The organism is Frisingicoccus sp. (assembly GCF_048388605.1).
In the GTDB taxonomy this organism is placed as follows: domain Bacteria; phylum Bacillota; class Clostridia; order Lachnospirales; family Lachnospiraceae; genus Frisingicoccus.
The window spans coordinates 1-14,999 of the sequence record NZ_DBGCTU010000027.1 but is presented as its reverse complement, the minus strand read 5'-3'; the positions used below and the strand labels follow the sequence as shown (position 1 = coordinate 14,999).

Genomic DNA, 14,999 nt, shown 5'->3' with positions numbered 1-14,999 from the left:
CTCCCTTCTGCTATTTAATCCATAGCATCAGAAATGCCCAACAATTCCTGTGCGATTTGAACATCCTGATTTGTTAAGTAATAAAAAACCCGGTCTTCATGGAATTTAAGACAATATATATCCCCCGGGCGTATGTTTAATCTCGCATAAACTTCACCGGTGACATCCACCTGGATCAAATTCTTTCGAAATCCTTTTTCCTCTTCTGACTGTATTTCAAACATCACCCGGTAGTTGTTTCCATGAAACTCTATAAACTGTACCCGGCCTGAAATCCCGTCCTTACGCTCCCCGGGCAGCACGGAGATATATTCCGGCCGCACAGCCTGAACCATAAACCGTTTTGATGCCATGTCCTCAGCAAACTTTTCACCCATCATACTTAAATCATTTCTAAGGAAATTAATGGTTCCCACAAAGTCTGCCACAAACGGACTGTTCGGATGATTGTAAACCTCCTCCGGCGTTCCGATCTGACGTATACAGGCATTGTTCATAACAACAATTTTGTCCGCCATTGTCAAAGCCTCTTCCTGATCATGGGTTACCATAATTGTCGTAATGCCAAGGCTTGTCTGAATATTTTTAATCTCCTTCCGAACCTTCTGCCGTACCTTCGCATCCAAAGCAGACAGAGGCTCGTCTAAAAGAAGAAAATCCGGAGAAAGGACTAATGCTCTGGCCAACGCTATCCTCTGCTGCTGGCCCCCGGATAACTGGCCGGGATATTTCTTTATCTGATTTTTCATATTTACTTTTTCAAGGGCATCCAGAACCTTTAACTGTATTTCATCCTTTTTCAATCCCTTTCCTTTTAAGCCAAAGGCCACATTTTGTCCCACGGTCATATTGGGAAAGAGGGCATAGGATTGAAAAACAATACCGAAATTACGTTTACTCGGATGAAAATCCGTCGCATCCCGGCCCTTCAGATAAATTCTTCCTTCCGTCGGTTTTTCCAATCCGGCGATAATTCGCAAAAGTGTTGTCTTGCCACAGCCGGACGGGCCGAGAAGACATACAAATTCGCCTTCTTCGATTTCAACATTAATATCCTCAAGCGCATGAAATTCTCCATAATGTTTGGAAATATGCTCAATCCTTAAAAAAGTATTTTCCATCCATCCCATCCCTCTCTTTAATTTTATTAAAAAAAAATGGAGCCCCGATCTCTCGATGCTCCATTGCATTCCTAAAAAAAGAACGAAGGTTTTCTCCCTTCGCTCCATCGCTTTTGTTGTGGACATTATAGCAACCTGATTTTTTAAAGTCAACCCTCTGATTTTCTTCAAATTTATTTTTGGCCATTTCAATAATTTTTTCAGATTCGAAAAAAAGATTTTGGTTAATTTTTCGTTAAATTTAGGTCAAATTGCCTCATATTCCAATTATTGTATATTTACATTTTCATGTTTTTATGGAATTATCTTACAATTTTGCCTTATTTTTCTTACCGGCCGTTGCAATATAACTCTGAGAGATCAGATTGTATATCTGCTCCAAGCCGACACTTCCGTCCAACCGGATACTTATCCAGTTAGATTTATTCATATGATAGGCCGGAAGGAACCCTTCCTGCTGCCTCAGCATATCGATCAGCATCGAATCAAGTTTCACATTGATAATATCCACATAACCCTCGCCCTTCATCCCCAGGTGCTTTTTCTTAACAGGCATGATAAGCGCAAACCATTTTTGATTATCCTCATGGCGGAATACCTCATTCTCCGGATATCTGGCCCAGGGATACTCGGCTTCCACACCATATTCCTTTTTTATAAACGCAAGTACTTCTTTCCGCAAAGTCATTTTCTCACTTCTTCCTCTAAATATTAAAATACTACTCAAAAATTCGCATAATATCCTGATACCGATTTATCACCCGATAAATCTCCACATATTCTTTCCCTACTTTGTAAATAATGACATAATCTTTCCAGACTGCATACTTGTAATTTGTCTTGAAACTAAGCCTTTGAGAAAGATCCGCACCTATTCCCGGAAACATCTGAATATTTTCAAACTTACCATAAATCTCATTAATCGTCTTTGCTGCGTATTCTTCATTATCTTCTGCAATATAATCACGTATCCCTTTTAAATCAACTACGACTAACGGGTTAATCCGTAATTTCAACATACTTTTTATTCTCCCATAATTGCTTTCAATTCATCTAAGCTCAACCAGCCTTCCCCATCTTTCACTGCTTCCTCTGCTTCCTGCAGTTTCATGAGTAATTTCTTCTCTTCCCGCCCCCGCTCATAATCTTCGATATCAAGAACTACAAAACGTCCTCTTCCATTTTTGGTAAGAAACACAGGTTCACCTATCCGACAATTTTTCAAAACTTCATTATAATTTCTCAAATCAGAAACTGGTAGAATATTAGCCATATACATCAATCTCCTTACTTAATTTGCAAATTTGCATCTTCTCAAATTTATTATACGAAGAAAAGCTGTAAAATTCAACTTAAAATTTTACAGCTCTTCTTTTCAATTTATTCCTCGACTCTCTCTGTACTTTCTGTCATCTCTGTATCTGTAGCATCAATAATAATCTCATTCTCTTCTTCTGTATACTCATGATTCGGATTGCTCAAAAGAGTATCCTGCAAAAATGCTTTCAACTTATCACAACATGGTTTGAATGACATATAGGTCAAGCCACCTCCAATAACTCCACCAACAACAGGTATTGCATGTTTAAAAAAGCCTGTGAAAACCTCTTTCGTCATCCGAACCCCAAACCATTTTGCGACATTCCTTACCACCGGATAAATTGTTCCTTTAGTTAAAGCTTTTTTCATTAACTGCTTTTGCACGCCATTACCAAGTGCTTTCGCTACTGCTTTGAGAGCATTATTTGCCCCTGCCACACCATACATTACTCCCAAACAAAGGGTAAGTATATTCAATGTCTCTGTATCAAACTTCTTTCCTTTTTCCATAACATCAATTTCTGGAAAACCATACAAATACAATAACTTTTGTGTAACTCGCAACATATAACCGTAATATTGGGCAATATCTGCTGGAATTGTTGCCGCCATAGCAGCACCACCAGGTGTGGATAATACAGCTGAAATTCCTGATACACAATTTCTCTCATATTTTATAACCTCATTCGCGTATTTTTCGCAAACACAATCTTCATAATAAAATCGAATAAAAAGCTCTCACGAATCATAACCGTAGTAAGGGGTGATTTTTTGAAAATTCAATGGAAAAAACTGATTGCCTGTCTTGCCATACCGCTTGCAATCGGAGGCTTATCTGCGCTTTTAACCCGAAACAGCATGGAAATGTTTGAATCTCTTAATCAACCGTTTCTGGCCCCTCCCGGCTGGCTGTTCCCTGTAGTATGGACGATTCTATATATCCTTATGGGAATCGCATCCTATCTGGTGCTTACATCCGGGAAGCCAAACACCGCAGCTTTAACTGCATACGGTATTCAGCTTGTATTTAATTTTTTCTGGCCGATGATCTTCTTTAATCTGAAGCTGTACCTGTTTGCATTTATCTGGCTGATTTTATTGTGGCTGCTGATTCTCAAAACAACCGTTCTCTTCCGCCAAATATCAAGATCCACCGAATATCTGATGCTGCCATACCTGCTATGGGTAGCCTTCGCAGGGTACTTAAACTTTTTCATCTGGCTTTTAAATTAGAAAAAATTTTATTTAATAGCCACTTTGATCACATTGTCCCGCCTGTTTTCAAACAAATCATAGGCCTCTGCAATATGCTCAAGAGGATATGTATGGGTAATCAAAGGCGTTGTATCAATTTTTCCCATACATATCCGGCAGCGGCAATATCTGCGCCTCGTCATACAAGGCCACTATGATATTCGACCCAAAAATCATGGGCCTTTTTTAACAGTTTGTTTTCAATCCACTCTTTCGTATAATCCGCTTTCCATTTGACAACATTGTCGAAACAATCCATGCAATTTGTATCAAACTTGTACCCCGGTGCCCAATATAAATTCAGCTTATCATTCTCAAATTCAGATAAATCGACAGAGATTTCTGCCAATATATCCCCGCGAATTTTTCCATAGACATTCGGGGACAATGTTACTCTGTCTCTCGTGCAATGATTAAATATATTCCATTCCTCTTCGCCATCCTCTTTAAAACAACTATTCCTTATCGCGTGGAGCTTGACGAAGCGCGCCCATGCGGGGAATCTGACATGCGGGGTGCCCGAATGGGTATGATTTTCCGCAAAAAACAGTATTTCTCTCCACGCCGTTCCATCGATGGTCATAAGCAGGTACTTCTTTCCAACTTTTTTCAGCCCTTCAGCGCCTAAAACAGAAGCAATCTGATTCTGAGCCTCGATATATTCATCTTTTAGTTCTTCAAATAATTTATAGATGTGATGGGCCGTATGGGCATTGACACATATGCGCATGTTCTCAATCTGCATAAAAATATCTTCTTCATCCTCAAAACGGCCGACATTATGCTTATTTTCAAATTCTTCTTCCGAAACAAAATAATCTTCAAGCAGCTTATCCTGATTAAATGTGGGATATACGCCGGATATATTATGCCGGCGATTTTCCATCATACAGCATAACTCTTCCTCATAAGACAGCGGGATATAGGCTGTCAGCTGAATATCGCCGTACCCTTTCTTCCACAATCTGGTTTCACCAAAGTCATCACTCTCCGATCGCATCAGCATTTCCGTTTTCCTGTTTATACTGAAATAACGCAGCCGCCCGGAATCGTATACCATATTGATGATATCATATACATCCACAATAAATCCGTTTTTCTCCGCATTTTTCTTAGCTATCTCTTCAATCAGTTTGTTAAAATTCAAAATGTTTTTCGAATAGGAAAATTCTTTTCCATTTTTCAAATGAATAATACCCGGTTCTCTATAATGATGAATATTGGAATTTAACACAAGAATATTCAGAATATCGATATGCCCGACCAAATCAGAACTGTTAAACTTTTCAATCGTTTTCTCAATCTTTTCTCTATCATCCCTTGATGTCACCTGAAATGCGATTCTGTTTTCATAATCGATCAAATCCACTGCTATAAAATTTCCTGATACCTTCGCGGACAGTGACACAAGATGGATATCATACAATCGATTCAATATCTGACCGAAAATCTCTTCGCAGATGACATTGATATCGGTCAGATTATTCTTATTATTCATTTTAATTGCATCCGCAATTTCTTCCAAACGCTTCGAGACCCGCCCGATATCGATATCTTCATCCCGGATACTTTTCTTTGTTATCTTCCTCATATTTCCACGTACGCCTTCAATTTCATTCTGAGAAAATCTTTTATATTAAAATAAGCCTGAGCCGATATTTTCAGCCAATCCACAATCTCCCAGTCCTCACTGCCCCAATATAAGGCGAGCAAAATCGTATAACACATTTTTCCTAATTGCCGCATGTCGTGCCACAAACAAACATAATTGACAAAATTTCCCCTGGCAGGAAATAAAATTGTATAAACCGGTTCTCCCGATTCGCCAATCAACTGATTCATTGATAACTTTGCTTCCAGGCGGATCTGACGATTTTTCTCCCTTTGCGCCTCCTTGAACGCATCTATAATCCGATTTTTAGAATAGAGCCACAGCAGATCCTCATTGTAAAAATCATGCAGTTCCTTCCGCACCTCAACATATTTTAAAAATGCAATGCTTCGGCACTCATCAAATTCCAGACCCTTTCCATAGACTAAATATAACTGGTATACCATTTTGTCCAGCTGTGCATATTCGTACTCGGACATCTCTTTCTGACGTTTTATCATCCTATTCTCCCGATATCCGGGGATTCGGATACTTCCTGAAGCCGGCCAAGCCAGAGATTTTCTTCCGGATTCCATTCCAGCCAGTACACGGCCGGTATCGAATATCCAAACTTCTGAAGAATCTCCTTCCATTTCTTAAATTTCATCGAACCGCCTTTCGGAAACTTAAAACTTTTATCTCCATCCAGTTTTATTGCAACAGTTTTATAATCCTCCGTATGCCGGAAATCCGCCCACATCTCTTCATCATTATTCCTTATAGATTCAATAACTGATGGACTGATGAAAACCTGTCCGTCTTCCCTGACTTTTATTTTCGGCCCGTTAAATATCTTCTCCGGCATCGGGAATTTTATAAATTTATCAAAATTCAAATCATTCTTTCTCTTTTGCATAAGCATACCCTCCTCGCAATCATCTATTTTTGTACCAAACAAAATGGTCGAATTTCCTTTTACGATTTTCTACAGTAATTCCAAGCTCGTCAAGCTTTCTTGTAATGTAATCATTGTACTCTTTATATTGAAAACTATCCTGCCATTTCTGAATCTGATTCTTTGTTACATCGGAAAAATAACGAGGCAGGTATTCTTTGAGCACCGTATCTAAAATCGAGTAGTCGTCTCTTCCATAAAGGTTCCTATTGTGATAGCAACAGTATTTTGAAGCAAATGAAAACAGATTAATGTTTCCATTACTTCTTGCAATCTCATTCACGACCTCCGGATCGCCGACCGCGATTCGTTCATCCATATCCGGAATGGCCGCTATTACGGATGCAAGCTCAACCATACTGATTTTACTTTTATGCTGTGACAGATGAGTTGAGTTTGTTATGTCAACCAGTCCTACCTTCATCGCCACGAGGTCCGGGTCCGTGTTTAATGGAAACTTATGTAAGCACCTGGAAATCAAATCATTTTCCGGCCCGTAATTATCTGTATTCTGCACTAACTTCTCGGCTTCTTCAATCGAAGCGTTTGTAATCACATCCACTGAAACATCCCGATATTCCTTCTTTGCAGATTTACTTACCCTTTCAGGAATAACTGCCTCAACGCCCGATAGAGAATAATATGACGGATTACTTCCGGTGCGAAGGACAACGCCTGTATTGACAAGCGCTATAAGCGCCGCATATATATTAGGGCCATGATTCTTATCTCCATACATTGTTTCAGCCAAAGCCCCCTGAGTCATTGTTCCATTACTCTTCAGCAAATTAATAATATCTCCTTTTTGGCTCATCCTCATCATCCTTCCAGTTCGGAAAACAGAACCCTTGCAAATTCTTCTCTGGCATATTTTTCTCTCCACGGAGTATGACCGCATTTATCAAGTACATAGGATTTTATGTCCACATTGCGATCTTTTAATGGTTGAATAACACCCTCCGCCGGATGTGGATCAACCGCTCCCTGAATCAGCACCAACGGACAGGAAATTCTCCCAAGCCTTTCCAGCAGTTTTCCGGATTTCCGTAACTCTGCAACTTCCCTCCAAACCTTTTCATACAAATCTCCGTTTACGTCTGCCTCGTCCTTTAAAACTTCCTCTTCATAATATCCGTCCGCTTTATCACATATTTCACCTAATCGCTGCAGGTATTCATCTTTTTCTCCGAAACCACTCTCTAACTGCCGCAGAATCTTTTCAAATTCTTCCGCTTCCTCTGGTGACATATTTTCTTTTCTGCGTTCTCCGATTTGAGGAACATAATATTCATCCAAAGGACCGCTGCCAATTCAAATTTGAAACCTCAAATTATGTAGGTGGTTATACCACCTCATAGGGATTTAATAAAGACCTCCGAAACCGTTGAAAATAAAGGATTTTTCGCACTCTGCTCGCCTTATCCCTTTATACGATTTCACACCGTTTTACCCTTGCTCCGAGAAGTTATAAGGGCAAAAGCAAGGGCAGGAAAAACTGATAACACGATATAACAAGATGTGGCAATCGGGAAACTGTGATGTATGTGCGAATATATGATTTTGGAGGATTACAAAATGGAACAGTACATCTATAACGAGCAAAACGGTCTTTGGTATGAGCTGCGGGGCGATTATTATATCCCCTGCTTGGAATTACCAGCCGAAAAAGAGGAACGGTCTATCGGCGTATGGGGGCAGCGGCATTTGCGGTATATCCGTGAGCATAAAAAGGCACTTTATACCAGCCTTTTGACAAACGGCAAGCTGCAATCCTACCTTGCCGATGTTGAGGAACAGGTGCAGGAGCTGTTTGACCGTCTTATGAAGCAGCGGGCAGAGCGTGAGGGCATTACCGAAACGCTGAAAACCGACAATCAAATGGAGTGGGTGCAGAGAATGAACGCCCTCCGGTTGGCGGTTACGGAAACCGTCAATGCCGAGGTGATCTTCGTATGAGAAAGAAGAAATACCACCTTTATTTGACGGCAGAAGAAAGACGGTATGTTTTTAACGCCCTGCTTGCTTACCGCAATAAGCTGCTGGCGCAGGGCAGATATACAGACCTTATAGACGAGGTAATGATAAAGCTGCAAAAATGAGCCTGTAACGCTTTCAGACGCAAAAACGAGGGGTAAGGTACAAACACCTTGCCCCTCAAAGTTTAGGCTCTGGAAACGGCTTAAAATCACGCTTTTTTGACCTCTAAATGTCTACACGGCGGAATAGATGATTCGACCTGAATTGTTGATAGCACACCTCATTTTTTCTCAAAAAGAGGTTGAAATTCAGCGAGATTTGTGATAAAATTTTATATGCATATTTATGTTCGGAAAGGGGCTTGACAAAAATGGCGGCAATTGCGACAATGTTAGCAAGCAAGCAAGCAAGCAAGCAAGCAAAGCGTAGCTCTGCCCTTTTTTCCTGCCAAGCTGAAAACCGCACAAAAACAGAAGGCGTATTCTGCCCGTTTCCATACGGGTGGGATGCGCCTTTTTTGTGTGTCGCCGGACAGTAAAAATTAAGAAATCAGGGAGGTAAAACACATGAAAACAAAGAAAGGGCTTGCGGTGTTGCTGGCTGTTATGCTGGCTTTTTCCTGTTTGCCCCTTACGGCCTTCGCATCGGAGGGTGATGCGTTTCTGGTCATCACGCCAGAGGGACAAGAAACTGGGTATAAAACCGTGCAGGAAGCACGTAATGCCATGCAGGACGGCTATACGTTAAAGCTTTTAAAGGACTATGTTTCGACATCGGATTATAATTACGGAATATCCTTAGATGAACACAATATCACCATCGATCTAAACGGATACAGTGTTACTTCCAATAATACAAGTGCTTTAAACGGGTATGCGATTAAATTGAAACAGAGCTATGGCAGTGCATGTGATAATACGGTGACAATAAAAAACAGCGGTAGCAAGCAGTCTGTGCTGAGCAGCAGTAATTATCAAGTGGTAACCGGGAGTGGAAACAGTAACTATAATCAGGTTGTTAAATTTGAAGGAGATATTGTTTTCCAGAACATAAGTGGAGAAGAACCGCTTGGAATCGAACTTGGAACAGGAGCAAAACTGTTGGATACTGACAGTGCACGCACTTTAATACCGAACGGCGGATTCTCCGTAAAAGAAGCGGACGGCAGCAGCTATATTTATGGAAATTTAGCAAATGCGGCAGGGCGTTCAGCGGACGGCAACATCACATTACTGCACGATTATGCAGGCTCTGACCAAATAGCTTCCGGTCAGAAAAACGGAACCCTGAATCTAAACGGTCACACATACACCTATACGGGAAGCAACGCGGCAATAGATGTAAATTACCCCAATGTAACACTGACGGTAAAAAACGGCAGTGTTGTTGTTACGGATGAAAGTGCGGACGGAGCTGTCCTGGTCGGCGCGCCGGACACGGATAATATGAACAACAGAGGGCTTGTGCTTGACAATGTGCAACTGACAGTGCCCGGCAATGCGTATGGCATTGTTACAAACGGCACGGAAACAGGCAATACGGTGACTCTTAAAAACAATTCCGTCCTCAATGTGAAAAACGGCTTTGGCATTTACTTCCCGTCGGACGGTAAGGTAATAATCGACAATTCGACGATCAATGCGAAACATGTAGGCGTACAGCTTTGCGCAGGTGATCTCACGGTAACAGGTGAGAGCGCGATCACTGTAACAGGGCAGCCTCAGAAAAAAACAGAGGGTGACGGCCCCGTTGCGGATGGTGCGGCTGTGTCCATCATCAATCGTGACGGGTACCAGGAATTGGGAACAGTAAAAATAGAAAGCGGCGATTTTAATGCCGCGGCTGATGTAACGGCGGTCAAGGCGTATTCGTTTAACAATACGGATAAGACGGAGGATGAATGGGCCGAAGCTGGGAATGTTGTTGGAGTAACCGGCGGAAGCTTCTCCTCCAGCATCGCGGCAGATATCATAGACAGCGATACACAGGCTGCCGTAACCTCTGGCGGTCAAACAAAAGTGGTGATCGGTAAGCAGACTGTGGAAAAGGCCGCAGCAAATCTCCAAACCGGGGATAAGATAGATTTTCAGTCCGTTTCTGAGGATGCGGTTGTTAATCTTCCGGAAGGTGTGGAAGTAACAAACAGCACAGGAAAGAATATGAATATCAACGGGACCACGGTTGAGGCCGGAGAAACCATTACCGTTGAAAAAGAATCAACAGATCCAGAGGAGCAACCGGAACCATCCGAGCCTGAAACTCCGGCCGAGCCGCCGAAAGATACCGATACAAGCTCTCCGCAGACCGGCGACGACAGCAATATCGCCCTTTGGATTGCGGTAATGCTTGCTGCGGGCGCTGTCCTGACCGGCACAGCCGTTTACAGCCGCAAGAGAAAATACAGCAAATAAATCCATATATAACCATGCGCCCTGTGGAAGGAAGCCACGGGGCGCATTTTCTATGTATGCACCGCAGGAAGCCTGCGGTGTTGTTTTCAATGTGAAAGCTATCGTTCCATGTCGTGGGTTTTGCACTTTGACTTTTGCGTTCTGCCCTCCGCCTGAAGCTGGCGCAGGCGCTTCAATACGCTCTCCCGCCGGGGCGGCGCTGCCTGTTCTTTTTCGGCGGGTTTTCCTTTTTCCCTGACTTTGCGCTCCCATTCGACAAGCTCACGGTTGTACTGCTCCACCACGGCTTCCGCCTTGCGGTAAGTCGCCATGAACGCCCGTACATCGGGATAGCCGTCCTCTTTTAAGATTTCGGGCAGTTCTTCCAGCATGGCGGAGATTTTTTCTTCCGTCCTCTGGATTTTTGTTTCCAGCTCTTTCCGCTCCCTGCCTTTGAAAATACCCTTTGTTTCGGCAAGCTGCGTTTTCAGCTTGGGGACTTCCTCCTGCAAGCTGCGGATTTCCCTTGCCCTGTCCTGCACCCGTATCATCAGTTTCTGCATGGTGCGAAACTCCGCCATATCCAGATTGAGCACCGGCTTGGGCGGCAGCTCTGTCTGGCGGATCAGGTTCTGCAAAAACTCCTTCGCTTTGTTTACGATACTGCGGAACAGGCTGGGCAGCCAACCATGTGCCTTAATGGACTGGCTTGCTTTCTGGTGGATTTCCTCTTTTTTGACTTCCAGTATCTTTGCCTCCGCTATTCCCGATAAGAGCGCCATATCCGCCGTCCTGTTCCACTCCTGCCTTGCGGCGTTGTCCGCTTCTATCTCGGCTGCTTTGGGATTGTTCTTGCCGATCTTCTTGGTAGGGAGATAGATACTGTCGGGATTGAACACCCGTAAATGCTGCTCAGGATCAGCGATATGCCGGTTGATAAGGGCGGTATAATTCCTCTTGACTTCCTCTAAAAACGGCTCGCTTTTGAAACGCCCGTCTTTTACCGTGAAAAGGTGCTGTTCGTAAATACCGCCTTTCGGGATAACGGTGCAGCCCTTCCGTATCTGCCCGTCCTCCCCCGTGATTTCTTTTTTGGTGCGTACCCGTTTGCCCGTTTCGTCAAAGAATACGCTACGGGTTGCAATCTTAACCTCTGGCTCGGCAAGCAGCCGCCGTTCGCTGAAGATGAGGTGGATGTGGTAATTGGTCTTTCGCTTGTTGTGGTGGAGCGCCGACACACATTCCACATCATACCGCCTGCGGAATTCCTCCGTGAAATCTTCCAGCACCTGCTGCGGCTCGTATTGCGTATAGGCTTCGGGCAGGGCGATAATCAGTTCCCTTGCTTCAATACACTTCCCCTCTGCGCCGCTTCTCTGAAACTCCTGCTGGCTTTCCCTTGCGAGGTTGCTCCAAAAGGAATGGTCTGCGGTGCGGTAGGTGGCATAGAGGTTTTCCTGCTTGGCGTGGCTTGTGATATACGATATTCTTCCCCTGACATTGGACAGCTTTGACATCTGGATAAAGCTGTGGCGTGTCATAAATCATCTCCGTTTCTGTTTGGTAAAATGCGTTCTCATTTTGCAACCGGCTTGCCGGTTGCGGCTGTTCCGACGGCATTTGACAAAGGAGCAGCCAAAGAAAATTGCACCGCAATTTTCTCTGTATCACAGCGACGGCGGCAGCCCTGCAAGCTGTGATACAGGCTCCCCGCAGGGGCGAAATACCCGGAGTACAAACCGCAGGTTTGTGCGAGGGGTGTATTTCGCTCTCAAACGCCGAGGGCTTTGAGGACGGGTTTACTCCACCTTTCGGACATCATCGGGCTTCAGAAGATTTCTCCCCTGATTGACGGTCATAAACCGCTCCAGCGTGTCCCTGCGGATAATGGTCTTGCGCCCGACCTTCAGTACGGGCAGCTTTTCCCATTCCACCAGCTTCCGCATGGTGTTCCTGCCGATACCCGTACATTCCGCCGCTTCCTCTATGGTAAATCCCATTTTGACTGTGTTCATTCTCTCGACCTCCTTCTTGAAATACTCATTTTGCAACTTCTGCATTGTTATTATACTTATTTTGCTATTGTTTGTCAACTCGTTTTAAGCCCATTCAATAAATTTTTACAAAGAAATATGCAAAATAGGGTTGCAAATTCAATCTGTTTGTGCTATGATAGTACTCGTTAGGAGGTGAAAGCCTTGAATGACAGGAAAATGCTTACCGCAAAAGAGGTAGGGCTGCGGATCAAGGAACGGAGAAACGAACTGAAAATCTCCATGCCCGAACTCGGCAGGCGTGTAGGCGTGAACAAGTCCACCATTCAGCGGTATGAAACAGACGGGGTAAATCCCACAAGAAGCATGGTCATCAACGGGCTTGCGGAAGCGCTGCTGACCACTCCCGAATGGCTGACCGGCCTTTCGGAAGAAAAAGAGTATTCCGTCCCGACGCTCTGTGAAAACGAGCTGACAGAGCACATCAGGAAGTATCTGGATACGGTTACTTTCGCCGTCAAAGGGGACGGGCACCAACAGCTTATGACAACCTTTCTCGGAAAGCTGATTGACCTCTACACAGTCCTGACCTGCCACTTCGCAGACGCCATGGCAGAGGTTGACCGTGTGGCGGAGGACGAAGGCTTGAAGCAATCGCTCAGGCGGTATGCGATTGAGTCTGGAGCGATTACCGAGCGGGTATACCGCAAGGAAATGGAACAGCCTATCGAAGATATGAAGCGATTTCTTGACGGGATTTTACATATCTACGATGAGGGACGCACAAAGGTATCCATGGGCGACCTCTTCGGGATAGTGGCGGAAGCCGAAGCACGGCTGTCCGAAAAAGAAAATTCCGTGGCACCTTGACAAAAAAATATGCCGGTTGAAACCAACCGGCGGAAGTGACACAACTTATTTTACGCACACCATAGTCATAAGTCCCGATTGCCACGGATAGGAAGGAGAATTTTTATCTATGGCAAAAGGTTCTGTAAGGAAAAAAGGCAGGAAGTGGTATTACCGCTTTTATATCGAAGATGAAAGCGGCAGGCAGGTACAGAAGGAGTTTGCGGGCACGGAGAGCAAGAGCGAAACGGAAGCCCTGCTCCGCAAGGCGATGGAAGATTACGAAGCCAAAAGGTTTGTAGGCAAGGCGGAAAACATTACCGTAGGCGAAATGCTGGATCTGTGGATTGAGGAAGATTTAAAGCCCAGCAGCCTGAGCAACGGGACGGTCATGGCATACACGGCGGCGGTCAAAAAAATCAAGAAATACCCGATAGGCAGCCGCAGGCTGAAAACGGTCACAGCCGACCATTTGCAGGCGTTTATTGACTTTATGAGCTACGGCGGCACAAACCCGGACGGGACGGCCTCTCCCCCTATGAGCAAGGGATATATGCTCCAGTTCTCTGCGGTGCTGCAAGGGGCGTTCCGCTTTGCGGTGTTCCCGAAACGGCTGATTACCTTCAACCCGATGCAGTATGTACGGCTGCGGGGACGGAAAAAGGAAGCGGACATCTTCTGCGGGGAGGAAGCCGAGGCGGTTTCCCGACCGACCATTACCCACGGGCAATACCTGAAGCTGACCGGCTATCTGAAAGACAGGAAAAACCCTGCGCTGCTGCCCGTACAGATCGCCTACTACACGGGGCTTCGCATTGGCGAGGTCTGCGGCCTGACTTGGCAGGACATCAATCTGGACGAGCAGTACCTGACGGTGCGCCGCAGTATGCGGTACAACGGCACAAGGCACAAGACCGAGATAGGGACGACTAAGCGGAGCAAAGTCCGCACTGTGGACTTCTGTGACACGCTGGCGGAAATCCTGCGGGCGGCGAAGGTGGAGCAGCACAAAAACCGTTTCAAATATGGCGAGCTTTACCACCTGAACTACTATACCGCAGTGAAGGAAAAAGACCGCAGCTACTACGAGGTTTACAGCCTGCCGAGGACGGCGGAAGTCCCTGAAGGGTACAAGGAATTATCCTTTGTCTGCGTCAGGCCGGACGGGATGTTTGAAAGCGCCGGGGCGGTCGGTCAGGTATGCCAGAAGGCGAGGAAACAGGTCGAGGGGCTTGAAGATTTCCACTTCCATATGCTGCGGCACACCTACACGAGCAACCTGCTGTCGGGCGGGGCAAAGCCCACCGATGTGCAGGAGCTGTTAGGGCACTCCGATGTCAATACCACAATGTCCATTTACGCTCACGCTACAAAGGAAGCGAAGCGTACTTCCGCAAGGCTGCTGGACAAGGTAGTCGGCGGGGCATAAAAACTTTCCCTTGTTTCGGCTCGTAAGGGCAAAAACAAGGGAAAATACATGAAAACCGAGCATTGAGCAGGCGAAATGCCTTGCAAAATCAATGGTTTTAGGAATTTTGAGTTTTTAAT

General features: G+C 44.7%; 18 protein-coding genes and 1 pseudogene. 6 read left to right on the top strand and 13 right to left on the bottom strand.

Features of this window, described 5'->3' with window-relative positions:
• Positions 1-14: 14 nt before the first annotated feature.
• The 5 genes from ACMN7X_RS05980 to ACMN7X_RS05960 all read right to left on the bottom strand — a co-directional run bounded on the left by ACMN7X_RS05980 (position 15) and on the right by ACMN7X_RS05960 (position 3,053).
• Positions 15-1,121: an ABC transporter ATP-binding protein gene (locus tag ACMN7X_RS05980; protein WP_418746570.1), complete on the bottom strand. Its 1,107-nt coding sequence runs from the start codon at positions 1,119-1,121 to the stop codon at positions 15-17.
• Positions 1,122-1,428: 307 nt separating this feature from the next.
• Entirely contained in the window at positions 1,429-1,809 is a 381-nt protein-coding gene (locus ACMN7X_RS05975) for an MmcQ/YjbR family DNA-binding protein (RefSeq protein ID WP_418746569.1), read from the bottom strand.
• 31 nt (positions 1,810-1,840) lie between these two features.
• Positions 1,841-2,140: a type II toxin-antitoxin system RelE/ParE family toxin gene (locus ACMN7X_RS05970; protein WP_418746568.1), complete on the bottom strand. Its 300-nt coding sequence runs from the start codon at positions 2,138-2,140 to the stop codon at positions 1,841-1,843.
• A 5-nt stretch (positions 2,141-2,145) separates the two neighbouring features.
• Complete coding sequence (locus ACMN7X_RS05965; protein ID WP_418462606.1) at positions 2,146-2,394, bottom strand: type II toxin-antitoxin system prevent-host-death family antitoxin; 249 nt, start codon at positions 2,392-2,394, stop codon at positions 2,146-2,148.
• A 107-nt stretch (positions 2,395-2,501) separates the two neighbouring features.
• A complete protein-coding gene (locus ACMN7X_RS05960; RefSeq protein WP_418746567.1) occupies positions 2,502-3,053 on the bottom strand; it encodes a hypothetical protein in 552 nt (183 codons plus the stop codon).
• Between the two features lie 159 nt (positions 3,054-3,212).
• On the opposite strand from ACMN7X_RS05960, the gene ACMN7X_RS05955 reads away from it, so the two are divergent.
• The gene (locus ACMN7X_RS05955; protein WP_418746566.1) at positions 3,213-3,674 is read left to right on the top strand and encodes a TspO/MBR family protein; all 462 of its coding nucleotides are present in this window, start codon (positions 3,213-3,215) and stop codon (positions 3,672-3,674) included.
• Positions 3,675-3,682: 8 nt separating this feature from the next.
• Here the strand turns inward: ACMN7X_RS05955 and ACMN7X_RS05950 are convergent.
• The 6 genes and pseudogenes from ACMN7X_RS05950 to ACMN7X_RS05925 form a co-directional block, all read right to left on the bottom strand.
• A pseudogene (locus ACMN7X_RS05950) lies at positions 3,683-3,851 on the bottom strand (alcohol dehydrogenase); the annotation flags it as partial.
• Positions 3,835-5,286 (bottom strand): SMEK domain-containing protein, encoded by a 1,452-nt coding sequence (locus ACMN7X_RS05945; protein ID WP_418746565.1) that lies wholly within the window; start codon positions 5,284-5,286, stop codon positions 3,835-3,837. The gene ACMN7X_RS05945 and the pseudogene ACMN7X_RS05950, both read right to left, overlap by 17 nt.
• A complete protein-coding gene (locus ACMN7X_RS05940; protein WP_418746564.1) occupies positions 5,283-5,807 on the bottom strand; it encodes a hypothetical protein in 525 nt (174 codons plus the stop codon). The genes ACMN7X_RS05945 and ACMN7X_RS05940 overlap by 4 nt, the downstream gene beginning before the upstream one ends.
• The gene (locus ACMN7X_RS05935) at positions 5,804-6,202 is read right to left on the bottom strand and encodes a hypothetical protein (protein WP_418746563.1); all 399 of its coding nucleotides are present in this window, start codon (positions 6,200-6,202) and stop codon (positions 5,804-5,806) included. Before ACMN7X_RS05935 ends, ACMN7X_RS05940 begins: the two co-directional genes overlap by 4 nt.
• A gap of 19 nt (positions 6,203-6,221) precedes the next feature.
• Complete coding sequence (locus tag ACMN7X_RS05930; RefSeq protein WP_418746562.1) at positions 6,222-7,055, bottom strand: hypothetical protein; 834 nt, start codon at positions 7,053-7,055, stop codon at positions 6,222-6,224.
• Positions 7,056-7,060: 5 nt separating this feature from the next.
• The gene (locus ACMN7X_RS05925) at positions 7,061-7,537 is read right to left on the bottom strand and encodes an alpha/beta fold hydrolase (protein WP_418746561.1); all 477 of its coding nucleotides are present in this window, start codon (positions 7,535-7,537) and stop codon (positions 7,061-7,063) included.
• Between the two features lie 279 nt (positions 7,538-7,816).
• On the opposite strand from ACMN7X_RS05925, the gene ACMN7X_RS05920 reads away from it, so the two are divergent.
• From ACMN7X_RS05920 to ACMN7X_RS05910, 3 genes are all read left to right on the top strand, one after another.
• Positions 7,817-8,197: a TnpV protein gene (locus ACMN7X_RS05920; RefSeq protein WP_418746560.1), complete on the top strand. Its 381-nt coding sequence runs from the start codon at positions 7,817-7,819 to the stop codon at positions 8,195-8,197.
• Complete coding sequence (locus ACMN7X_RS05915; RefSeq protein ID WP_162990697.1) at positions 8,194-8,340, top strand: hypothetical protein; 147 nt, start codon at positions 8,194-8,196, stop codon at positions 8,338-8,340. The genes ACMN7X_RS05920 and ACMN7X_RS05915 overlap by 4 nt, the downstream gene beginning before the upstream one ends.
• Positions 8,341-8,784: 444 nt before the next feature.
• Complete coding sequence (locus ACMN7X_RS05910) at positions 8,785-10,629, top strand: hypothetical protein (RefSeq protein ID WP_418746559.1); 1,845 nt, start codon at positions 8,785-8,787, stop codon at positions 10,627-10,629.
• Positions 10,630-10,727: 98 nt separating this feature from the next.
• Here the strand turns inward: ACMN7X_RS05910 and ACMN7X_RS05905 are convergent, their stop codons facing one another.
• Together ACMN7X_RS05905 and ACMN7X_RS05900 are read right to left on the bottom strand one after the other, a co-directional pair.
• On the bottom strand, positions 10,728-12,149 hold the full coding sequence (locus ACMN7X_RS05905) for a MobA/MobL family protein (RefSeq protein ID WP_418746558.1): 1,422 nt from the start codon (positions 12,147-12,149) through the stop codon (positions 10,728-10,730).
• Between the two features lie 258 nt (positions 12,150-12,407).
• Positions 12,408-12,623: a helix-turn-helix domain-containing protein gene (locus ACMN7X_RS05900; protein ID WP_418746557.1), complete on the bottom strand. Its 216-nt coding sequence runs from the start codon at positions 12,621-12,623 to the stop codon at positions 12,408-12,410.
• Between the two features lie 183 nt (positions 12,624-12,806).
• Here ACMN7X_RS05900 and ACMN7X_RS05895 point away from each other — a divergent pair, with 183 nt between their 5' ends.
• Both ACMN7X_RS05895 and ACMN7X_RS05890 read left to right on the top strand, forming a co-directional pair.
• A complete protein-coding gene (locus ACMN7X_RS05895) occupies positions 12,807-13,472 on the top strand; it encodes a helix-turn-helix domain-containing protein (protein WP_418746556.1) in 666 nt (221 codons plus the stop codon).
• A gap of 109 nt (positions 13,473-13,581) precedes the next feature.
• Positions 13,582-14,880 carry a tyrosine-type recombinase/integrase gene (locus ACMN7X_RS05890; protein WP_418746555.1) on the top strand — a complete coding sequence of 433 codons (1,299 nt, stop codon included), beginning with the start codon at positions 13,582-13,584 and terminating at the stop codon, positions 14,878-14,880.
• Positions 14,881-14,999: the final 119 nt, after the last annotated feature.